At 61.7% G+C, this 21,914-nt stretch carries 19 protein-coding genes; 9 read left to right on the top strand and 10 right to left on the bottom strand.

Translation table 11 applies throughout. The features are described from left to right. Positions 1–4 precede the first annotated feature (4 nt). Positions 5–313, bottom strand: coding sequence for a putative quinol monooxygenase (locus tag ACF8MC_RS14465; RefSeq protein WP_033638602.1), 309 nt, complete (start codon positions 311–313; stop codon positions 5–7). A gap of 33 nt (positions 314–346) precedes the next feature. After that, positions 347–928 carry an NAD(P)H-dependent oxidoreductase gene (locus ACF8MC_RS14460; protein WP_039569311.1) on the bottom strand — a complete coding sequence of 194 codons (582 nt, stop codon included), beginning with the start codon at positions 926–928 and terminating at the stop codon, positions 347–349. Between the two features lie 315 nt (positions 929–1,243). Between ACF8MC_RS14460 and parC the strand changes: the two genes are divergently transcribed. The 4 genes from parC (at position 1,244) to ftsP (ending at position 6,046) form a co-directional block, all read left to right on the top strand. Next, entirely contained in the window at positions 1,244–3,517 is a 2,274-nt protein-coding gene (parC, locus tag ACF8MC_RS14455) for a DNA topoisomerase IV subunit A (RefSeq protein WP_039569308.1), read from the top strand. Positions 3,518–3,520: 3 nt separating this feature from the next. After that, positions 3,521–3,703, top strand: coding sequence for a hypothetical protein (locus ACF8MC_RS14450; RefSeq protein WP_133159880.1), 183 nt, complete (start codon positions 3,521–3,523; stop codon positions 3,701–3,703). 60 nt (positions 3,704–3,763) lie between these two features. Then, positions 3,764–4,498: a 1-acylglycerol-3-phosphate O-acyltransferase gene (locus tag ACF8MC_RS14445; protein WP_164097510.1), complete on the top strand. Its 735-nt coding sequence runs from the start codon at positions 3,764–3,766 to the stop codon at positions 4,496–4,498. A 132-nt stretch (positions 4,499–4,630) separates the two neighbouring features. Beyond that, positions 4,631–6,046, top strand: coding sequence for a cell division protein FtsP (gene ftsP / locus ACF8MC_RS14440; protein WP_039569305.1), 1,416 nt, complete (start codon positions 4,631–4,633; stop codon positions 6,044–6,046). 17 nt (positions 6,047–6,063) lie between these two features. On the opposite strand, the gene ACF8MC_RS14435 is transcribed toward ftsP, so the two are convergent. Then, positions 6,064–6,975, bottom strand: a complete 912-nt coding sequence (locus tag ACF8MC_RS14435; protein WP_060453181.1) for a LysR family transcriptional regulator — start codon at positions 6,973–6,975, stop codon at positions 6,064–6,066. A gap of 137 nt (positions 6,976–7,112) precedes the next feature. Between ACF8MC_RS14435 and xapA the strand changes: the two genes are divergently transcribed. Beyond that, complete coding sequence (gene xapA, locus ACF8MC_RS14430; protein WP_041036721.1) at positions 7,113–7,934, top strand: xanthosine phosphorylase; 822 nt, start codon at positions 7,113–7,115, stop codon at positions 7,932–7,934. An 80-nt stretch (positions 7,935–8,014) separates the two neighbouring features. Beyond that, a complete protein-coding gene (locus ACF8MC_RS14425; protein WP_060453189.1) occupies positions 8,015–9,265 on the top strand; it encodes a nucleoside permease in 1,251 nt (416 codons plus the stop codon). Between the two features lie 34 nt (positions 9,266–9,299). Here ACF8MC_RS14425 and ACF8MC_RS14420 read toward each other — a convergent pair whose 3' ends face one another. Both ACF8MC_RS14420 and ACF8MC_RS14415 read right to left on the bottom strand, forming a co-directional pair. Beyond that, on the bottom strand, positions 9,300–10,232 hold the full coding sequence (locus tag ACF8MC_RS14420; RefSeq protein ID WP_164105307.1) for a PfkB family carbohydrate kinase: 933 nt from the start codon (positions 10,230–10,232) through the stop codon (positions 9,300–9,302). Then, the gene (locus tag ACF8MC_RS14415) at positions 10,229–11,626 is read right to left on the bottom strand and encodes a cytosine permease (protein ID WP_025304294.1); all 1,398 of its coding nucleotides are present in this window, start codon (positions 11,624–11,626) and stop codon (positions 10,229–10,231) included. The genes ACF8MC_RS14420 and ACF8MC_RS14415 overlap by 4 nt, the downstream gene beginning before the upstream one ends. A gap of 658 nt (positions 11,627–12,284) precedes the next feature. Between ACF8MC_RS14415 and ACF8MC_RS14410 the strand changes: the two genes are divergently transcribed. Together ACF8MC_RS14410 and ACF8MC_RS14405 are read left to right on the top strand one after the other, a co-directional pair. Then, on the top strand, positions 12,285–13,019 hold the full coding sequence (locus tag ACF8MC_RS14410) for a GntR family transcriptional regulator (RefSeq protein ID WP_033654833.1): 735 nt from the start codon (positions 12,285–12,287) through the stop codon (positions 13,017–13,019). A gap of 80 nt (positions 13,020–13,099) precedes the next feature. After that, complete coding sequence (locus ACF8MC_RS14405) at positions 13,100–15,268, top strand: YgiQ family radical SAM protein (RefSeq protein WP_033649077.1); 2,169 nt, start codon at positions 13,100–13,102, stop codon at positions 15,266–15,268. A gap of 63 nt (positions 15,269–15,331) precedes the next feature. Here ACF8MC_RS14405 and ACF8MC_RS14400 read toward each other — a convergent pair whose 3' ends face one another. From ACF8MC_RS14400 to yqhD, 3 genes are all read right to left on the bottom strand, one after another. Further along, entirely contained in the window at positions 15,332–15,937 is a 606-nt protein-coding gene (locus tag ACF8MC_RS14400) for a transglycosylase SLT domain-containing protein (RefSeq protein WP_033649078.1), read from the bottom strand. Positions 15,938–16,079: 142 nt separating this feature from the next. Then, positions 16,080–16,904, bottom strand: a complete 825-nt coding sequence (gene dkgA, locus ACF8MC_RS14395) for a 2,5-didehydrogluconate reductase DkgA (protein ID WP_047570489.1) — start codon at positions 16,902–16,904, stop codon at positions 16,080–16,082. A 287-nt stretch (positions 16,905–17,191) separates the two neighbouring features. Beyond that, the gene (gene yqhD / locus ACF8MC_RS14390; protein ID WP_033654836.1) at positions 17,192–18,355 is read right to left on the bottom strand and encodes an alcohol dehydrogenase; all 1,164 of its coding nucleotides are present in this window, start codon (positions 18,353–18,355) and stop codon (positions 17,192–17,194) included. 226 nt (positions 18,356–18,581) lie between these two features. On the opposite strand from yqhD, the gene ACF8MC_RS14385 reads away from it, so the two are divergent. Further along, positions 18,582–19,469, top strand: coding sequence for an AraC family transcriptional regulator (locus ACF8MC_RS14385; RefSeq protein ID WP_194243347.1), 888 nt, complete (start codon positions 18,582–18,584; stop codon positions 19,467–19,469). A 67-nt stretch (positions 19,470–19,536) separates the two neighbouring features. On the opposite strand, the gene ACF8MC_RS14380 is transcribed toward ACF8MC_RS14385, so the two are convergent. After that, a complete protein-coding gene (locus tag ACF8MC_RS14380) occupies positions 19,537–20,199 on the bottom strand; it encodes a DedA family protein (protein WP_033636044.1) in 663 nt (220 codons plus the stop codon). Between the two features lie 130 nt (positions 20,200–20,329). Continuing rightward, positions 20,330–21,541, bottom strand: coding sequence for a cystathionine beta-lyase (gene metC, locus ACF8MC_RS14375; protein WP_033654838.1), 1,212 nt, complete (start codon positions 21,539–21,541; stop codon positions 20,330–20,332). Between the last annotated feature and the right edge of the window lie 373 nt (positions 21,542–21,914).

The following is a 21,914-nucleotide window of genomic DNA, read 5'->3' as shown; positions in this document are numbered from 1 at the left end:
GGGATTACAGCGCGTTTTCCAGCACGTAGATCTCGGTGCCCAGCACGTAGTCCTTGATGGTTTCGCGGTGCTTGAGCATATGGTCGATCTGCAGGTGTTTTTCCAGATGCGCCTGGCTTTGCCATTTTTCCAGCATAAACACCGAGTCCGGCGACAGTTTCTGCCAGGGGGCCTGCGTGTGGCTGTCTACCATCGGCGTGTATTCGCCGCAGCCTTCTTCCGCCAGCACCAGTGGCACCAGTTTTTCAATGGCTTGTAACACGGTGGCGCGGTGGCCGGGTTTGACTTTGATTTCTGCGATTACGGTGATCATCATTACCTCGTTGGTTAAGCCCTTCGCTGCCAGTTAAGCAAAAATTCCCGCCAGATGCTCGCGATAACGTGCGATGTCCGTTTCGATATCCGGTTGTTTTATCACGTCATTGCAGATAAAGGTCGGCAAGGCTTCCATCCCCAGGAACTGGTTGGCCTTGTGGAAGTGCAGGTAAACGCCGTCGACGCCGACGCCGTGGAAGAACTGGTTCGGATCGGTGAAGGCTTCGAGCGGGGCGTTCCAGGTCAGGCTCAGCAGGTATTTTTTGCCCTGAATCAGGCCGCCGGAGCCGTACTTCTTGGCGGCGTCGGAGCGGGTGCGGCCATCGCTGGCGTACAGGCTGCCGTGGCCGGCGGTGAACACTTCGTCGATGTATTTTTTCAGGATCCACGGCTCGCCCATCCACCAACCCGGCATCTGATAGATGACCGCATCGGCCCACAGGTATTTCTGCACTTCGGCTTCGATGTCATAGCCGTCGTCGACCACCGTGACCTGCACCTCGTGCTGCAGATCGCGCAGGAAGCTTTCCGCCACGTCGCTCAGGGTTTGGTTGAGTTCGCCGTTGGAATGGCCGAATTGCTTTTTAGCGTTGATAATCAGGATATTGCTCATCTTTTGCGTCTCCCGTCAGAGTTAAGATAGATGCCGTTTTCCGCTGCGGTGCGCAAAAACAGCTTGCTGAACGAGAGTGTAATCGCTGGCCAGGCAAGTAAAAACGTGACGACAGACACAACAGTATTGATTCTTAATCAACAATCGCGATGGAATTTTGCCTAAACGTCCCGGCGGCAGCGCCTTCGGCCGGCGATCCTTGCGCCAACTGTGACAGCCACCCCGCAGATGGGTTACTATCGCGGGCAGAATCGACAAGCGATGCCTTATTGTCGTCCAGGGATTGCCAAGCCACGGTCTGAGGATAATTGAGTAATGAGTGATCTGACTCATGATGGTGTAGAGCGTTTACCGCTGCACACATTCACTGAAAACGCCTATCTGAACTATTCCATGTACGTCATCATGGATCGGGCGTTGCCGTACATTGGCGACGGTTTGAAGCCGGTACAACGCCGCATCATCTACGCCATGTCTGAGCTGGGGCTGAACAACAGCGCCAAATTCAAGAAATCCGCCCGCACCGTGGGCGACGTGCTGGGTAAATACCACCCGCACGGCGACAGCGCGTGTTATGAAGCCATGGTGTTGATGGCGCAGCCGTTCTCGTATCGCTATCCGCTGGTGGACGGCCAGGGTAACTGGGGGGCGCCGGACGATCCCAAGTCGTTTGCGGCGATGCGTTATACCGAATCGCGCCTGTCCAAATACGCCGAAGTGCTGCTGGCCGAGCTGGGGCAAGGCACCGTCGACTGGATCCCGAACTTTGACGGCACGCTGCAAGAGCCGAAGATGTTGCCGGCGCGCCTGCCGAACATCCTGCTGAACGGCACCACCGGTATCGCCGTCGGCATGGCGACCGACATTCCGCCGCACAACGTGCGCGAAGTCGCCGCCGCGGCGGTGGCGCTGCTCGACAAGCCGGGCGCCTCGCTCGACGATCTGCTCGAATTCGTGCAGGGGCCGGACTTCCCGACCGAAGCCGAGATCATCACCCCGCGCGACGAAATCCGCAAAATTTACCAGAGCGGCCGCGGCTCGGTGCGCATGCGCGCCGTGTGGAAGAAAGAAGACGGCAGCGCGGTGATCACCGCCTTGCCGCATCAGGTGTCCGGCGCCAAGGTGCTGGAGCAGATCGCCAGCCAGATGCGCGCCAAGAAGCTGCCGATGGTCGAAGATCTGCGCGATGAGTCCGACCACGAAAACCCGACGCGTCTGGTGATCGTGCCACGCTCCAACCGTATCGATCTGGAACAGGTGATGAACCACCTGTTCGCCACCACCGATCTGGAACGCAGCTACCGCATCAACATGAACATGATCGGTCTGGATAACCGCCCGCAGGTCAAAGGGCTGGTGGAGATCCTCACCGAATGGCTGGCCTACCGTCGCGACACGGTGCGCCGCCGCCTGAACTACCGCCTCGAGAAAGTGCTGAAACGCCTGCATATCCTCGAAGGTTTGCTGGTGGCGTTCCTCAATATCGACGAGGTGATCCACATCATCCGCAGCGAAGATGAGCCGAAGCCGGTGCTGATGCAGCGTTTCGGCATCTCCGACACCCAGGCGGAAGCGATCCTCGAGCTGAAACTGCGTCACCTGGCCAAGCTGGAAGAGGTCAAGATCCGCGGCGAGCAGGATGAGCTGGCGAAAGAGCGCGATCAGCTGCAGGCGCTGCTGGCGTCCGAACGCAAGCTGAACACGCTGATCAAGAAAGAGATCCAGGCCGATGCGCAGACCTACGGCGACGATCGTCGTTCGCCGCTGACCGAGCGCGCGGAAGCCAAGGCGATGAGCGAGCACGACTTCGTGCCGTCCGAGCCGGTGACCATCGTGCTGTCGGAAATGGGCTGGGTGCGCAGCGCCAAGGGCCACGACATCGATCCGGCCGGCCTGAGCTACAAGGCCGGCGACAGCTTCCGCGGCGCGGCGCGCGGCAAGAGCAACCAGCCGGTGGTATTCATCGACTCCACCGGGCGCAGCTATGCGCTCGATCCGATGACGCTGCCTTCGGCGCGCGGGCAGGGCGAGCCGCTGACCGGCAAGCTGACGCCGCCGCCGGGCGCCACCATTGAGCAAGTGCTGATGGCGGCCGACGATCAGAAGCTGCTGATGGCGTCCGATGCCGGTTACGGCTTCGTTTGCACCTTCAACGATTTGGTGGCGCGCAACCGCGCCGGCAAGGTGATGATCACGCTGCCGGACAACGCCAGGGCGCTGCCGCCGATGGAAATCCACGGCGCAGACGACATGCTGCTGTCGATCACCGCCGCCGGGCGCATGCTGATGTTCCCGGTCGCCGATCTGCCGCAGCTGTCGAAGGGCAAAGGCAACAAGATCGTCTCCATTCCGGCAGCCCAGGCGGCGGCCGGTGACGACAAGCTGGCCTGGCTGTTCGTGTTGCCGCCGCAGGCGTCCGTCACGCTGCACGTCGGCAAACGCAAGCTGACGCTGCGGCCGGAGGATTTGCAGAAATTCCGCGCCGAGCGCGGGCGCAAGGGCACCCAGCTGCCGCGCGGCCTGCAGCGCATCGATCGCGTCGAAGTGGATGCGCCGATGCGGGCGTCGGGCGGCGACAGCGAAGAGTAAGCGTTGACGCCAGCGTTAACGGGCGGTCGCAGCATGCTGTGGCCGCCTTATTTATTTTTACTGGCGTTTATTTTCCAAATAGTTAACATTTCTGCGCATAAAATTATTGTGCGTATTGCCGGCTGGCGGGAAAATAGCGAGAAAGGCAGGCGACATCGGCGTGCTTATCGCCTGGCCGGCAAATAATGAGTAAAGGAATCTGCGCAGCGAAGTAAACTGCGTTGGCAGTGTGCTAATGAGGTTGTTATGTTATTGATTTTGCGTGCCGTTCTCGCCACTCTTTTCTGTGTTCTGGTGTGTATTTTCGGTTCTGTTTATTGCTTGTTCAGCCCGCGCAATCCCCGCCACGTGGCGACCTTCGGCCACCTTTTCGGCCGCCTGTCGACGCTGTTCGGCATCAAGGTTGAAACCCGCGTGCCGGCCGATGCGGCCAACAACGGCAACTGCATCTATATCGCCAACCACCAAAATAACTACGACATGGTGACGGCCGCCAATATCGTGCAGCCGCGCACCGTGACCGTCGGTAAAAAAAGTCTGGTGTGGATCCCGTTTTTCGGCCCGCTGTATTGGCTGACCGGTAATCTGCTGATAGATCGTGATAATCGCGCCAAGGCGCACGGCACCATCGCCCAGGTGGCGGAGCAGTTCAAAAAGAAAGACATTTCGATCTGGATGTTCCCGGAAGGGACCCGCAGCCGCGGTCGCGGGCTGATGCCGTTTAAAACCGGCGCGTTCCACGCGGCCATCGCCGCCGGCGTGCCGATTGTGCCGATCTGCGTATCGACCACCAGCGGTAATATAAATCTTAATCGCTGGAATAACGGTCACGTGATCGTCGAGATGTTGGCGCCGGTGGATACCAGCAAATACGGCAAAGAAAACGTGCGCGAGCTGGCGGCGCATTGCCGCGAGCTGATGGAGGCGAAAATCGCCCAATTGGACGCCGAAGTCGCCCAGCGCAACGCCGCCAAAAAATAAGAGTCTACCGGCTTCAAAGAATACGTTTTTAATTGGCGTTCAGCGCCGTTAACGCCTGAGCGCCTGCTAATCTTGATTGGCGGGCGTTTGGGTTTTGCACACGGTTTAGTTATTGCTTTTCATGGAGAAAATATGTCACTCAGTCGACGTCAGTTTATACAGGCATCGGGCCTGGCGCTGTGCGCGAGCGCCGTGCCGCTGAGGGCAGAGGCGAGCGGAACGCAGACCCCATTACCCATCCCCCCACTGCTGGAGTCTCGCCGCGGTCAACCGCTGTTCCTGACCCTGCAGCGCGCCCACTGGGCGTTTATGGATAACCGCAAGGCGGCGGTGTGGGGCATCAACGGCATGTATTTGGGGCCGACGGTGCGGGTTTACAGCGGTGACGACGTCAAACTGATCTACAGCAACCGCCTGCAGGAGCCGGTGGCGATGACCGTCAGCGGTCTGCAGGTGCCGGGCACGCTGATGGGCGGCGCGCCGCGCATGATGTCGCCCAACGTCGACTGGTCGCCGGTGCTGCCTATTCGTCAGGCGGCGGCCACCTGTTGGTACCACGCCAATACGCCGAACCGCATGGCGCCGCACGTTTACAACGGGCTGGCCGGGCTGTGGCTGGTGGAGGATGCCGTCAGCAAAGCGCTGCCGCTGCCCAACCACTACGGCGTCGACGATTTCCCGCTGATCATTCAGGACAAGCGCTTCGATAACTTCGGCACGCCGCAATACGATGCGCCGTCGCAGGGCGGTTTCGTCGGCGATACGCTGTTGGTCAACGGCGTGCAAAATCCGTATGTCGAGGTGTCGCGCGGCTGGGTGCGTTTGCGCCTGCTCAACGCCTCCAACGCGCGCCGCTATACCCTGCAGCTCAGCGACGGGCGCCCATTCAACGTGATCGCCAGCGATCAGGGCTTCCTGCCCGCGCCGGTCGCGGTGCAGCAGCTGTCGCTGGCGCCGGGCGAACGCCGGGAAGTGCTGATCGACATGTCGAAGGGCGAGGAGGTGACCATCACCGCCGGTGAAGCGGCGGGCATCATGGATCGCCTGCGCGGCCTGTTCGAGCCGTCGAGCATTCTGGTGTCCACCCAGGTGCTGACGCTGCGCCCGACCGGCCTGCTGCCGCTGGTGACCGACAACCTGCCGATGCGCCTGCTGGCGGATCAGCTGTTGGACGGCAGCGCCAGCCGCACCCGCGATTTCCGCCTGGGCGACGGCGGCGTCGGCATCAACGGCGCGATTTGGGACATGAACCGCATCGACGTGCAGGCGCAGCAAGGCACCTGGGAACGCTGGAACATTCATGCGGATACGCCGCAGTCGTTCCATATTCAGGGCGTGCAGTTCCTGATCAAACGCGTCAACGGCGCGCAGCCGATGGCGGAAGATCGCGGCTGGAAGGACACCGTCTGGGTCGATGGCGACGTCGAGCTGCTGGTGTATTTCAACCAACCTACCTCCGAACACTTCCCGTTCCTGTATTACAGCCAGACGCTGGAGATGGCCGATCGCGGCACCGCCGGCCAGCTGATGGTGCAGCCGACGATGTAATCTGCGCTGCGGGCCGCTTACGGCGCCCGCAGCATCTCCAGAAAGGCCTCTACGACCGGCGTGACGCTGTCGGCGCGGTAAACCGCGTACAGATCCGCCGGCGGCGCCTGCTGCAGCGAGCAAAAGCGGACGCCGGGCCACGGGATGCGGCCGTAGCTGTCCGGCAGCAGCGTAATGCCGCAGCCCTCCGCCACCAGCGCCAGCAGGGTTTGCGGTTCGTTGACCTGATAAGCGACGTCCGGCAAAAATCCCTGCTGCAGGCACAGATTGTGCAGATACAGCCCCAGGCTGGCCTCGTGCGGCGGCAGCACGATGAAACTGTCGTTCTGCAGCGCCGCCAACGGGATGCTTTCCTGCTGCGCCAGCGGATGATCGAGCGGCAGCACCACGGCGATGCTCTCGCTCGCCAAGCGTTGGCAGGTCAACCCCGGCAGCGTCTGCTGCTGCGCCTCTCGCCAGACCCCGATATCGATATGCCGCTTTTGCAGCGCGGCGATTTGCTGGCTGGGCGTCAGCTCGTTCAACGACCAGGTGACGCCGGCGTTTTGCTCGCTGAACCGCCGCAGCGCCGCGATCAGGCCGCCCCAGGCCGAGGTGCCGACCATGCCGACCACCATGTGGCCGCCTTCGCCGCGCCCCATCTGTTGCACCTGATGCAGCGCGCTGTCGGCCTGATCCAGCAGCCGCTCGACGTTGCGCAGCAGCGTGCGGCCGGCCGGCGTCAGCGTCATGGAGCGGGTGGTGCGTTTGAACAGCACCACGCCGAGCTGGCTTTCCAGCTCCTTGATGTGCTTGCTGAGCGGCGGCTGTGACATATTCAGCCGCCGCGCCGCCTGGGTGAAGTTCATCTCTTCCGCCACCACGCGGAAATAGTGCAGCAGGCGGAAGTTAATCCGGCCGGGATCGGGCAGGGTATGGGGCTGATTCATCCGGGGTATCGCCTCCTTGTGACGCAGCTCAACTTATAGGTAAATGGAATAAATCGGCCGCCAAGAATGTATTGGTCTCGGCCGCGCCTCGCTCTCTACTATGGGGATTATTATCCCCCGCTGAAAGAGAGAATACGATGTTTAATCAAGAAGATGCTTTTACCTGCGCCGATGTCGTCCGCGCACGCCTGCCGGGTTTCCAGCCGAAAGCGGCCTTGATTCTCGGCTCCGGGCTCGGCGCCCTGGCGGAGGTGATGACCGAAACCGTCACCATCGACTACGCGGAGCTGCCGGGCTTCCCGGTGAGCGGCGTCGCCGGCCATGCCGGGCAGCTGGTCGCCGGCAAGCTGGAAGGCGTGCCGGTATTGTGCATGAAAGGGCGCGGTCATTTCTATGAAGGGCGCGGCATGCAGGTGATGACCACCGCAGTGCGCACCTTCAAACTGCTGGGCTGTGAATTCCTGCTGGCGACCAACGCCGCCGGTTCGCTGCGCCGCTCGGTGGCGCCGGGCAGCCTGGTGGCCATCACCGATCACATCAATTTCATGCCGGAATCGCCGCTGGTCGGCGCCAACGACGAGCGCTTCGGGCCGCGCTTCTTCAGCCTGGCGAACGCCTACGATCGCGATCTGCGCGCCCGGCTGGCGGCGGTGGCCGAAAGCGCGGGCATTCCGCTGGCGGAAGGGGTGTTCGCCGCCTACACCGGGCCGAATTTCGAAACGCCAGCGGAGATCCGCATGATGCAGACCCTGGGCTGCGACGTGGTGGGCATGTCGATCGTGCCGGAAGTCCTGACGGCGCGCCACTGCGGCCTCAAGGTGCTGGTGGTGTCCGCGATGACCAACTACGCCGAAGGGCTGTCGGATACGCCGCTCTCCCATGAACAAACGCTCAGCTGCGCGGCGCTGGCGGCGGACGATTTCATGCGCCTGATCCGCGAGCTGTTCAAAACGCTGTAACACCGCAGGCAAACCGGCGGTGGGCTGCAGGGGCCCGCCGCACCAATCATCGTTGAAAGCATAATAACAAGGTGATGGCGATGGCGATAAAAGCACGATTGAAGGTCATGATTTTCCTGCAGTTCTTTATCTGGGGTGCCTGGTTGGTGACGCTGGGCTCCTACATGATCAACACGCTGCATTTCAGCGGCATGCAGGTGGGGATGGTTTACAGCGCCAAAGGCATCGCCGCGCTGATCATGCCGGGGCTGGCGGGCATCATCGCCGATCGGTGGATGAAGGCCAACTACCTGTATGCGCTTTGTCACCTGTTCGGGGCGCTGGCGCTATACTGCGCGGCGCAGGTCGAGCAACCGATGCTGATGTTCTGGGTGATGCTGTTCAACGCCATGGTCTATATGCCGACCATCGCGCTCTCCAACGCCATTTCCTATTTTTGTCTCGAAAAGCACGGCTTTGACACGGTGAAGGACTTTCCGCCGGTGCGGGTGTACGGCACGGTGGGGTTCATTCTGGCGATGTGGCTGGTCGGCTTCAGCCGAATCGAGCTCAGCAATCTGCAGCTGTATCTGGCTTCTGCGGCGTCGCTGCTGCTGTCCGCTTATTCACTGACGCTGCCGCGCTGCCCGACCAACCGCGCGGCCGAGTCGAAGAGCTGGGTGAGCGTGCTGGGGCTGGATGCGCTGGTGCTGTTCCGCCAGCGGCGCATGGCGCTGTTTTTCCTGTTCGCCATGTTGCTTGGCGCGGCGCTGCAGATAACCAATACCTTCGGCAACCCGTTCCTGCACGATCTGTCGCTCAACCCGCTGTATCAGGACAGCCTCAGCGTCCGGTATCCGGCGGTGCTGCTGTCGCTGTCGCAGATCTCCGAAGTATTCTTTATCCTCACCATTCCCTTCTTCCTGCGCCGTTACGGCATCAAGCAGGTGATGCTGATCAGCATGGCGGCCTGGACGCTGCGCTTCCTGTTCCTGGCCTATGGCACGCCGGTCGGCTTTGGTTTCGTTCTGCTGCTGCTGTCGATGATCGTCTACGGCTGTGCGTTCGACTTCTTCAATATCTCCGGCGCCATCTTCGTCGAGAAAGAGGCCGATCGCCGCATCCGCGCCAGCGCGCAGGGGCTGTTCATGACCATGGTGAACGGTTTGGGCGCCTATCTGGGTGCGCTTGCCAGCGGCGAGGTGGTGGACTTCTTCAGCCATGACGGCGTGAAAGACTGGCAGAGCATCTGGCTGGTGTTTGCGCTGTATACGCTGGTGCTGGGGATCGTGTTCGCGTTGAGCTTCAACTATCGCCACCCGCCGCAGGAGAGCGCGGCGGCGGCGCAGTAAGGCAGAAGGCGCCGCGTGACGGCGCCTTGAAACGTCAGGCCTGCGGGAAGCGCTGTTGCAACTGCTGCCGGTCCGGCGGATTGGCGGCGCCGAGGCTGGCCACCACGCAAGCGGCGACCCGGTTGGCCAGATCGACCGCCTGCGGCAGAGGCCAGCCGGCGGACAGGCCCGCCAGCAAACCGGCGCAGTGGGCATCGCCCGCGCCGATGGTGTCGACGACGTCTACCGGATAGGCGGGCACGTGCAGCGGCGGCGTGCGGCCGTCGCAGATCCACGCGCCGTCGCGATCCAGGCGGCAGACCAGCGTCAGGTTACGAACGGCGGCATAGCGCTGCGCGGCCTCCACGGCGTCGCCTGCGCCGCACAGCGCGGTCACTTCGTCGCGGTTGAGCGTCAATAGGGTGTGGCTGTCGCTGAGCATGGCGAAGAAATCTTCGCTGAGCTGAGCGATGCGCGGGCCGGGATCGATCAGGCGCGGTTGGTCGAACGGCATACGCGTCAGCCACTCGCGCAGCGCCTCGCCGCTTTCGCCCGCCAGCTCGTAGCCGCTGGCGTAGATCAGGGTGTGCTCCGTCAGCGGCAGCGTCGCCAGCTGCGCTTTATTCCATTGGCTTTCGCAGCCAGAAACCGTGATGAAGGTGCGTTCGCCGTTCGGCTCCACCAGCGCCAGGCACCAGCCGTTGTCCATCTGGCCGTGGCGCAGCAGCACCTCCAGCCCCAGCTCGCTCATGGCGGCTTCGGCAGCCGCGCCCCATTCACCGTTGCCAACCGGCATGCCGTTAATCACCGGCGTTTCCAGGCGCACCAGCGCACGCGCCACGTTGAACGCGCAGCCGCCGATTTGCCGCGCCTGCGGCTGGGCTTCGATATCTTCGCCGCTGGTCGGCAGGCGCGGCAGCGTCATCACCAGATCGCCGACCGCGCCCCCAATCACCAGGACAGGTGTTACAGCTTCCCACTCACTCATTGATGTTCTCTGCGTTGGGTCAGGTACAGACCGTAAGCGATCAGACTCACCGCGAACGACACAAACAGCCCCAGGCTGGAATCGGCGAACAGGCCTTTGGCCAGCGGGCCGTCGATAAAACCGGTTTTGGTGACCAGCAGGCCGCACAGGGCGCCGAGGAACCAGCAGAACAGCGGGGCTTTGCGCACGCCGCGGTTCTGGCCATGCAGGCCGTACAAAGCGTTGCCATCATACCCGTGGCGGCGGCGCAGGCACAGGTAATCGAGCAGGAAAATCGCCTCCCAGGCCGCCAGGAAGACGCCGCAGAACACCAGGAAGGAGATGAACGGCCCCATGAAATCGCCGGAGATGAACAGCACATACAGGGCGATGCCCAACACCACCACCGCGTCGATCGACACCGCCAGCCACTGCTTGACCTGCACGCCGATGGTCAGCAGGTTAAGGCTGGCGGAATACAGGCTGAGCACCGCGATGGTGACGATGCCGGCGGTGGCGGCCAGCAGATAAGGAATGGCCATCCAGGCGGGCAGCACCGAGCCTATCAGCGCGATGGGGTTGGCGGCGCTGGCCAGATCGGGCAGCTGCACGGAAAGCAGGATGCCGGCCAGCATCAGCAGCATCAGCGGCAAACAGGCGCCGCCCATCACCGCGGCGAAAATGCTTTTGCTCGACGAGCTCGGGCTTTGATAGCGGCTGTAATCGGCGCCGGCGATCGCCCAACTGATGCCGGTACCGGCGGCAATCACCGATACCGCCGGCAGGAAGCCGGTCAACCAGCTGCCGGAAGGCAGCGCCAGCACCTGGCTCCACTCGGTGTTGAACAGGATATAGAGCACCACGATCAGCGTCATGGTGCCGAAGATGCGGCTGAACCAGCTTTGCATCCAGACCACGGTATTTTGCCCCAGCAGGCTGACGACGACAGTGAGCCCGCCGAACAGCAGCAGGCTGAGCGCGGTCAGCAGGTGGCTGCTACCCAACCCGAAGGCCTCGAACAGCGCCGCCAGCGTCAGGGTGCCGGTGATCACGTTGACCGCTTCCCAGCCCATCAGGTTGATCCAACTGAACAGGGTGGGCGCCACGTTGCCCTTCAGGCCGAAAATCACCCGCGAGAGCGTCAGCGTCGAGGTGCGCCCGCGCTTGCCGGCGAAGCTGGTGAGGCCGACCAGCACGAAGCTGGCGACGCCGACCAGCGCGGCGAGTACCGATTGCAGGAAGGATAAGCCGAAGCCGACGATAATGGCGCCGTACACCACGCCGAGAATGCCGATATTGGCCGCCGACCAGATCCAAAACAGCTCGATGGGCTTGCCGGTCTGTTCCGCGTCCGGCACCCGATCGATACCGGTGCTTTCTACCTTCCATGCTTCATTGCGATTGATATCGGTCATAGCAAATGATCCCTGTAGCGCAGGGCCGCGAGGGCCGCCGCAGTTGACTGAAAATCGATTCCGTTAGCGCGGTTGACGCCGGCTATTCCGTTGTCGGTGAAGACGCCGATTCCGCGCAGTGTGTAGCGGCTGATACCGCCGGGTCTGTCAAAGTGAGGGCGGTATCCGCCTTATCGGGTGAGGCACGTCGGCCGCACGGCGCCAATGAGTGTAGTCAAAGAGTGGGTCTGCAGCGGGGTTTGGCGAAGCGGGAACGTTTCTATTTGCCGACATCGATCCGTTGCGCCCACCGCGAGGGGATCCTGTGATGTGGCTATGAGCAGTGAGCAAGCTATCCATTAGCTACGTTGCTTATTCTCGGCCGTTTGTGCTGACAGTATATCCCCGCTGCCGGCCATCAAGGGTATCCTTTAGGGCTGGCAGCGGGTTTTTTATTGTTTTTAAAGTGGGTCCCTGGTGTTGGTGCGATTGATGTATCAACATCAATAAGCACAGATTACGCGCGATCTAGATCCAATGAAAGTCCATTAGGCAAAAATTGTGATGCCACTCTGAAAACATTAGCGATATTTTAGTTAAGGTGAGGGGCTTATCGCCGGACAGGCGATAGGATAAAAAACGAAATCCAGACAAATGGCATAGGTAAGAGGGCGGGCGAATGACGGATTTTATGGCCTGGCTGCGTGGCCATCTGGCGCAGGGGGCGGTAGCGCCGCGTTATATTCAGCTGGCGATGGCGATAGAAACCGCAATCAGGCAGCAGGTGCTGGCGGCGGAGGCGTTTCTGCCGCCCGAACGGCAGATGGCTGAAGGCCTGGCGCTGTCGCGCGTCACCGTCAGCAAGGCGATGAAACTGCTGGAGGAGAAGGGGCTGATTTTGCGACAGCAGGGCGTTGGCACCCGCGTGGCGATGCACATTGGCTATTCCCTCGATAAGGACAGCGGTTTCACCGCTCAGGCGCTGCGTCACGGCAGCAGCGTCAGCAATCGATGGCTGCTGCGCACCCGGGTCGGCGCGCCGGCCAAGGCCGCGGCGGCGCTGGGGCTGACGGAAGGGGATGAGGTGGTCAAACTGCGGCGTTTGCGCTTGCTGAACGGCAGCCCGGTCTCGCTGGAAACCACCTATATTCCGCCGCGCTTCCTGCCCGAACCGGGGCAGCTGGAACATTCGCTGTATGCGTTATGGCAATCGCGCGGCATCGTGCCCGAAGATAAACACTTTCTGCTGAAGGCGGTATCCTGCAGCGACGAGGTTGCCGAGCTGCTCAACGTGCCGTGTGGCGCGCCGTTGTTGCACATCACCCAGACCAGCCGCAATGCCCAGGGTGAGGCGCTGGAGTTCAGCGATATCTTGTGCCGCAGCGACGTTTATGAATTCGAAGTGAACGGTTAGCGAAATAACCATGCTCTTTTTGCAGCTAGTGCGTATAATCGCCGCCCGGCGATTAATTAACCTGTAAAAAGAGCAGCAGAATGAGCACCACCAGCCTGATCCAACCCGATCGTGAACTGTTTTCCTATAAGCCTTATTGGGCGGAATGTTTTGGCACCGCGCCGTTTTTACCGATGTCGCGAGCAGAGATGGATCAACTGGGCTGGGACAGCTGCGATGTGATCATCATCAGCGGCGACGCCTATGTCGATCACCCGAGCTTCGGCATGGCGATCATCGGCCGCATGCTGGAAGCGCAGGGCTTCCGCGTCGGCATCATCGCGCAGCCGGACTGGAGCAACAAAGAAGACTTCATGCGGTTGGGGAAACCGAACCTGTTCTTCGGCATCACCGCCGGCAACATGGACTCGATGATCAACCGCTATACCGCCGATCGCAAACTGCGCCACGACGATGCCTACACCGCCGGCAACGTCGGCGGCAAACGCCCGGATCGCGCTACCCTGGTCTACAGCCAGCGCTGTAAAGAAGCCTACAAAGACGTGCCGATCGTGCTGGGCGGCATCGAAGCCAGCCTGCGCCGCATCGCCCACTACGATTACTGGTCGGATACCGTGCGCCGCTCGGTGCTGGTGGATTCCAAGGCCGACATGCTGATCTACGGCAACGGTGAACGCCCGCTGGTGGAAGTGGCGCATCGCCTGGCCGCCGGTGAGAAGATTGGCGACATCCACGATATTCGCAATACCGCCGTAATGCGCAAAGAAGCGCTGCCGGGCTGGAGCGGCGTGGATTCCACCCGCCTCGACAAGCCGGGCCGCATCGAACCTATCCCGAACCCGTACGGCGACGATCTGCCGTGTGCCGACGGCGCCAAGCCGAAAGAGCCGGAAGCCAAGCCTGTCACCGTGCGCGCCGCCAAGCCGAAGCCGTGGGAGAAGACCTACGTGCTGCTGCCGTCCTTCGAGAAAGTGAAGGGCGACAAGGTGCTTTATGCGCACACCTCGCGCATTCTGCACCATGAAACCAACCCGGGCTGCGCCCGTGCGCTGATGCAGAAACACGGCGACCGCTACGTGTGGATCAACCCGCCGGCGATCCCGCTGACCACGCCGGAGATGGACAGCGTCTTCGCGCTGCCTTATCAGCGCGTGCCGCACCCGTCCTACGGCCAGGATCGCATTCCGGCCTATGACATGATCCGTTTCTCGGTGAATATCATGCGCGGCTGCTACGGCGGCTGCTCGTTCTGTTCGATCACCGAGCATGAAGGGCGCATCATCCAGAGCCGTTCGGAAGATTCGATCGTTCGCGAAATCGAAGAGATCCGCGACAAGGTGCCGGGCTTCACCGGCGTGATCTCCGATCTCGGCGGCCCGACCGCCAACATGTATATGCTGCGCTGCACCAACCCGCGCGCCGAGCAGACCTGCCGCCGCGCCTCGTGCGTGTATCCGGAGATCTGCACCTACATGGACACCAACCACGAGCCGACCATCAAGCTGTATCGCCGCGCGCGTTCGCTGGAGGGCATCAAGAAGATCCTGATCGCTTCCGGGGTTCGTTACGATCTGGCGGTGGAAGATCCGCGTTATATCAAGGAACTGGCGACCCACCACGTCGGCGGTTACCTGAAGATCGCGCCGGAGCACACCGAAGAAGGGCCGCTGTCGAAGATGATGAAGCCGGGCATGGGCAGCTACGATCGTTTCAAGCAGCTGTTTGATCACTATTCGAAGCAGGCGGGCAAAGAGCAGTACCTGATCCCGTACTTCATCTCGTCGCATCCGGGCACCCGCGACGAAGACATGGTGAACTTGGCGCTGTGGCTGAAGAAGAACCGTTTCCGCCTCGATCAGGTGCAGAACTTCTATCCTTCGCCGATGGCCAACTCCACCACCATGTATTACAGCGGCAAAAACCCGCTGAGCAAGGTGGGGTACAAGAGCGAAGACGTGGTGGTGCCGCGCGGCGATCGCCAGCGCCGCCTGCACAAGGCGCTGCTGCGTTACCACGACCCGGCCAACTGGGCGCTGATCCGCGCCGCGCTGGAAGAGATGGGGCTGAAGCACCTGATCGGCAGCCGCCGCGAGTGTCTGGTGCCGGCGCCGAGCATCGACGAGCAGCGCGAAGCGAAACGCCTGCAGCGCCATACCCGGCCGGCGCTGACCAAACATACCGATATCAATCGGCAGCGCACGCCGTCCAACCGGCCGCCGCGCAAACCGATTCGCAAAGCCAAGCCGTAACGGCCACGCCGCGGGCGCAAACAAAAAGGAGAACCCTCGGGTTCTCCTTTTAACTTTTACTCATCACAGCCGATCGTAGGCGGCTTCCACTTTCATCAAATGGCGCGGCGCCTGCGGAGCGGGGTGGTATTTGCGCACGTGCCAGTTAAAGGCTTCCGGCGACAGGTTGTTGATCATCGCGATGGCCTGCTGGCGGTTGCTGGAGAAGGTGCGCAGCAGCGCGCCGGTGCCGTTGACGTAGGCGATGATGGTGGCGTAGCGCAGCGTAACTGGATTGGCGATCCCTTTAAGTTGTTGTTTTTGCAAGGTGGCCAGATAGGCGGCGCCGAGATCGATATTGGTGTCGGGATCCAGCAGATCGTCATCGTCCGGGCAACCGCGTTTGCCTTTGTAACGATAGGCGTCGCAGCCGGCGGTATCGGCTTTCAGCTGCATCAGGCCGATCGCATTGGATCTGCTCACTGCGGCGGGGTTGAAACCGGACTCCACCTGGATCATGGCGGTGATCAGCTTGGCGTCTACGCCGTATTCGCTGGCGGCGTCTTTAATGGCGCTGTCGAAGGCGTGGCGATCGTAGCTGACGCGCTGTTTCTTGCCGGCGCAACCCGCCAGCACCAGCATGATGCAAAGCATGCCCAGCCGTGACCCGTGTGAGAAAGAGAATTTCATGGTGCTCCGTGCTTGTCTGTTTTTTAACGGTATTAACCGGCGGGCGGAGCCTCCGGCGTCGTCATCATAACGTCAGGCGGCGCAAGGGAGCAATGTGCGGAAAGGAAAAGCCCCCTCCGACGGGAGAGGGCTTGGGGAGGACTTACAGGGTATCCGGGTCCGGCCCGAGGCGGTTGCCGATGTCCAGCTTGGCGATCTCGCCCAGTTCGTCCTTATCGAGTTTGAAATCAAACACCTCGAAGTTTTCGCGGATGCGCGACGGCGTGACCGATTTCGGGATCACGATAAGGCCGCTGTCCAGGTGCCAGCGCACCACGATCTGCGCCGGGGTTTTCTCGTATTTTTCGGCCAGCGCCTTGATCAGCGGCTGGTCGAACACCCCTTCACCGCCCTGCGCCAGCGGGCTCCAGGATTCGGTGGCGATGTGGTGCGTGGCGTTCCAGGCGCGCAGCTGGCGCTGTTGCAGCAGCGGATGCAGCTCTATCTGGTTGACGACCGGCGCCACGTTGGTTTCATCCAGCAGGCGCTGCAGGTGCGGCGTATGGAAGTTGCATACGCCGATGCTTTTCACCAGGCCTTGATCGCGCAGTTTGATCAGTTCGCGCCAGGCGGAGACGTATTGATCCTGCTGCGGGCGCGGCCAGTGGATCAGGTACAGATCCACATAGTCCAGCTTGAGTTTTTCCAAACTGGTTTCCAGCGCCGCCAGCGGATCGCCCTGATCGTCGTTCCACAGCTTGGTGGTGATGAACAGGTCGCTGCGCGGCAGCGCGCTGGACTGCAGCGCGGCGCCGACGCCTTCCTCGTTTTTGTAGATCGCGGCGGTGTCGATGGAGCGGTAACCGATCTCCAGCGCTTTGCTCACCGCGCGGGTGGTCTCTTCAATACTCGCCTGCCAAACGCCGAGACCCAACTGCGGCATCAGATTACCATCGTGGAGTTTGATGATGGGTTGTTGCGTTGTCATGCGCATCTCCTTGTGTACGGATTGCGGCGCCTGCGGCACCGAAACGGCTATAGATAAATTCTAGTTGGCAAAGTGGGCGGTTGCCGGGTTTGCCAGCCTAATTTCAGCGGTGGCGGGAGGGCGATTTTCTCGCCGCTCTCCCTGCGAATGAGCGGTAAGACGGGTGGTGCGAAACGATCGGCGGCGCGCTGAGGCCCCTGACGGCGCCCGGTGATCGGCCGGGCGCCGGATGCGGCGAAAAATGGCTGGCGGAGACTAAAGCCTAGCAAAAAATCGCCGTTTTGCGATTAACGCGCCGCTTCATAAATGCGGCGGCTGACGTCCAGGGTAATGTCCTGATGCTCTCCCAGGGCGGTCATGCCGTGCTGATGCAGCTTGTCGAGCAGCGCCGGAATGCTGCTGCCGTCGAGCTGATAATCCGCCATGCGGGTCGGTACGCCCATCTGCTCGAAGAAGGCGCGAGTGGCGGCGATGGCGCCGTCGATGCGGCTGTCTTCGCTGCCTTCGCGCAGGCCCCAAACGCGGTCAGCGTACTGCAGCAGTTTTGCGCGCTTCTGCGCTTTCTTCTCGTGCAGCAGCGCCGGCAGCACGATGGCCAGCGTTTGCGCGTGGTCGAGATCGTGCATGGCGGTCAGCTCGTGGCCCAGCATGTGGGTTGCCCAGTCCTGCGGCACCCCGGCGCCGATCAGGCCGTTCAGCGCCATGGTGGCGCTCCACATCACGTTGGCGCGCACCGCATAGTTTTCCGGTTCGGCCAGCGCGCGCGGGCCGTCCTCCAGCAGGGTCAGCAGCAGGCCTTCGGCGAAGCGATCCTGCACCTTGGCGTCGACCGGGTAGGTCAGATACTGCTCCAGGGTGTGTACGAAGGCGTCGACCACGCCATTGGCGATCTGGCGCGGCGGCAGCGAATAGGTCACCACCGGATCCAGCACGGCGAAGCGCGGTTGCACCAGCGGCGAGAAGAAGTGCTGCTTGTCGCCGCTGCTTTTACGGGTGATCACCGCGCCGCTGTTGGATTCGGAACCGGTGGCCGGCAGCGTCAGTACGCAGCCCATCGGCACCGCGTCGGCGATGTGGCTGCCGACGGTCTGCAGGATATGCCAGGCGTCGCCGTTGGCGGTATAACGGGCGGCGGCGGCGATGAACTTGGTGCCGTCAACCACCGACCCGCCGCCGACCGCCAGCAGGAAATCGATGTTTTCCGCCTTCACCACCTCGACCGCTTTCATCAGCGTTTCGTAGGTCGGGTTCGGCTCGATGCCGGAGAACTCCCGCACGTCGCGGCCGGCCAGCGCGCTATACACCTGATCCAGCACGCCGTTTTTCTTCACGCTGCCGCCACCGTAGGTGATCAGGATGCGTGCGTCCGCCGGGATCTGGCCGGCCACTTCGGCAATTTGGTCCTTGCCGAACAGGATTTTGGTTGGGGTATGCAGAATGAAGTTTTGCATGGTTGATTTCTCTCTTTCTGTCAGGCGGGCGCCAACGCGGCGCAAAGGTTTCTGGCCCGTATTGTCAGCAACCTGCCGGCAGCGCACAATGCACATTCCTGTTTGGTTCTTGCCTATTTCTACAATCCTCTGTAGGAATGGCGAATTTTAAATTATGATTTATGCCGAATCGTTCTGACTGTAAGAGGGTGTTTCCGTGATTGAAATCGATGCGCAGCGCAGCCGCATGGCGCGCCAGGCGATGGCTATCGCCACCGGCAACGGCTACACGCCGTCGCCGGTGCCGCGGGTGAAGATCCTGTATGTCGATCGCCACTGCCCGCGCCAACCGGTGATGTACGAACCGGGGATCGTCATCATCTTTCAGGGGCACAAGGTCGGCTATTGCGGCAGTAAGGTGTTCCAGTACGATCCGCGCAACTACCTGCTGATGACGGTGCCGCTGCCGTTCGAATGCGAAACCTTCGCCAGCCCGGAACTGCCACTGGTTGGATTGGCGGTCAATATCGATACCCAAATGCTGCAGGATTTGCTGATCGACATCGGCGACGACGACTACCTGATGCAACCGCGGGCGGAGAGCAACGGGGTGAACCTGGCCGAGCTGACGGAAGCGCTGCTGTGCGCCACCGAACGCCTGCTGGACGTGATGGCCAAGCCGCTCGACGCCCGGGTGCTGGGGCCGCAGATCGTGCGCGAGATCCTTTACTACGTGCTGCGCGGCACCTGCGGCGCGTCGCTGCAGGAGTTGGTCAATCGCCATACCCACTTCAGCCAGATCGCCAAGGCGCTGCGGCGCATCGAACATCAGTATGCCGACAACCTCAACGTCGAGCAGTTGGCCGGCGAGGTCAACATGAGCGTCTCGGCGTTCCACCACAATTTCAAGGCGGTGACCAACACCTCGCCGCTGCAGTACGTGAAGTCGTACCGGCTGCATAAGGCGCGCCTGCTGATGGTGCATGACGGCCTGAAGGCCAGCACCGCGGCGATCCGCGTCGGCTACGAGAGCGCGTCGCAGTTCAGCCGTGAATTCAAGCGGCTGTTCGGCATGACGCCGAGCGATGAAGTCGCCCGGCTGCGCGAGGCCAACCCGCTGCTGCTGGAGGGCTGAGCCGCGTTTACGGGGGCAGGGCGATCTTGCCGGGCGCTGGTCGAGAAGGCGCTGTAGCGCGCCGGATTTAGGAAGAGGAAGCGCGCTTTTTGCGCCAGATCACCAGCATGGCGCCCAGCAGGCCGACGAACAGCAGCAGCAGCGGCAGCAGCATCAGGCCGGTCATCACCTGGCTTTCGTAGCGTTTTACCAGTGGGATTTGACTGAAAGCGTAGCCGAGGCCCACCAGCGCACAGACCCAGATCGCCGCGCTCAGCCAGTTGAACACCTGGAAGCGCGAGCTGTTGAGCCCGGAAATGCCGGCCATGGTCGGCAGCAGCGTGCGCACGAAGCCGAGGAAGCGGCCGATCAGCAGCGCCGTCAGCCCGTGGCGATTGAACAGGTTGTGCGCGCGCTGGTGGTACTGCGCCGGCAGCTGCAGCAGCCAGCTCTTCACCAGGCCGGTGTGGCCCAGCCAGCGGCCCTGGATATAGCTCAGCCAGCAGCCGAGGCCGGCGGCGGCGGTCAGAATCAGCAGGGTGGGGGCAAAGCCCATCACGCCTTTGGCGATCAGCGCGCCCGACAGCAGCAGCAGGCTGTCGCCGGGGAGGAAGGAGGCGGGCAGCAGTCCGTTTTCCAAAAACAGGGTGGTGAAAAGTACGGCGTAAACCACCCAAATTACGCTTGGATCGGCGAGGGCGATAAAGTCCTGCTGCCAAAGCGCATGAATAATCTCTCGTAATACATCCATTTTATGTCCTGTTGCATGCCGGTTGCGCCCGGGGTCACGTTCTCCAGGATGCGGCGGTTACCGTATCTGACAGTTACCCGATTAGTGTACCGCTAATAGCTTAAGCCGACATTAAACAAGGCGAAGAAAATTACCGGAATCCGTCTTGGCGCACGCCGTTGAGGCGATCGAAGCCGGCCGCCAGATCGGCGATCAGGTCTTCGACGTTCTCCAGGCCGATGTGCAGGCGCACCAGCGTGCCGGAGAAATCGACGCCGCCCGCCGGACGGATCGCTTCCAGCTCTTCCGGCTGATTGGCCAGGATCAGCGACTCGAAGCCGCCCCAGGAGTAGGCCATGCTGAAATGGCTGAAGTTGTCCAGGTAGGCGGCCAGCTGCGCATCATCCAGCCGCTCTTTCAGCACGAAGGAGAACAGCCCGTTGCAGCCGCTGAAGTCACGGCGGTAGAACTCGTGGCCCTTGCAGCTGGGCAGGGCCGGGTGATTGACCGTCGCCACCTCCGGCCGTGCCGCCAGCCAGTTGGCGACTTCGATGCTGCTGCGCTCGTGCTGCTTCAGGCGCACGCTCAGGGTGCGCAGGCCGCGGCTCGCCATGTAGGCGGTGTCGGCATCCACCATCTGCCCCATCAGATAGGAGTACTCGCGCAGCCGATCCCAACAGCGCGCGTTGGCGACGGCGGTGCCGAGCATGTAATCGGAATGGCCGATCAGGTATTTGGTGCCGGCCTGAATCGAAATGTCGATGTCGAAATCCAGCGCCTTGAACAGCACGCCCGCCGCCCAGGTGTTGTCGATCATGATCACCACCTCCGGCGCCACGGCGCGGATGGCCTGCACCATCGCCGGAATATCCTGCACTTCCAGGGTGATGGAGCCGGGGGATTCCAGGAACACCACGCGGGTATTGGGCTGGATCAGCGTGGCGATATCGGCGCCAATTAATGGATCGAAATAGGTGGTGCTGACGTTCATGCGGCCGAGGATATGGGTGCAGAAATCCTGGGTCGGTTCGTACGCCGAGCCGGTGACCAGCAGGTGATCGCCGGCGCCGACGAACGACAGGATCGCATTGGCTACCGCCGCCGCGCCGCAGGGGTACAGCACGCAGCCGGCGCCGCCCTCCAGCTCCACCATCGCATCCTGCAGCGCGAAGTGGGTCAGGGTGCCGCGTCGGCCGTAAAACAGCTCGCCGTGGGCGCGCTGCGCGGTGGCGTGTTTTTTGGCGGCGACGGAGTCGAAGACCAAAGAAGAGGCGCGTTGCGTGACGGGATTGACGGAGCCCTGGGTGTAGCGCTTGCCGCGGCCGGCGCCGATCAGCGTGGTTTCGATATGTTTTGACGTCATGGTACCTGGCTCACCTCTGGTTGCTCTGCACGTGCCCGTTTGCGATAGCCCTTACGTTAACATGAGTTAATATAGCCATCCAGACGTTTTAACTTCCAGATACAGAAACGGCTATAATTGGCTGCCGACTGCGCATTTCTCGCCTCATCCTTCTGCCGAGCGGCGAGAGAGAAGCCCATTCATCGGTCGGATGCCGTTCGGCAGCGTGGCCTTGTTGCGCCGTTGTGGGGGAAAAGTAACGAAATAACCCCATAAAAGGGGCGTTTGGCGGTGAACGGACGCGGATTGGCGCTTTGCCGCGGTGTTGGCTAAAATTTTCTCGTTTATTTGGTAAATAATAATGAGAACTACTATCAATCCCCGGTTGGTTTGA

The sequence above is a fragment of the Serratia sp. LACPHL-BACT-2024-00286 genome, assembly GCF_043109535.1.
GTDB lineage: Bacteria > Pseudomonadota > Gammaproteobacteria > Enterobacterales > Enterobacteriaceae > Serratia > Serratia sarumanii.
The sequence above is the reverse complement of the archived record's forward strand: the minus strand, read 5'-3'. Positions and strand labels throughout refer to the sequence as shown.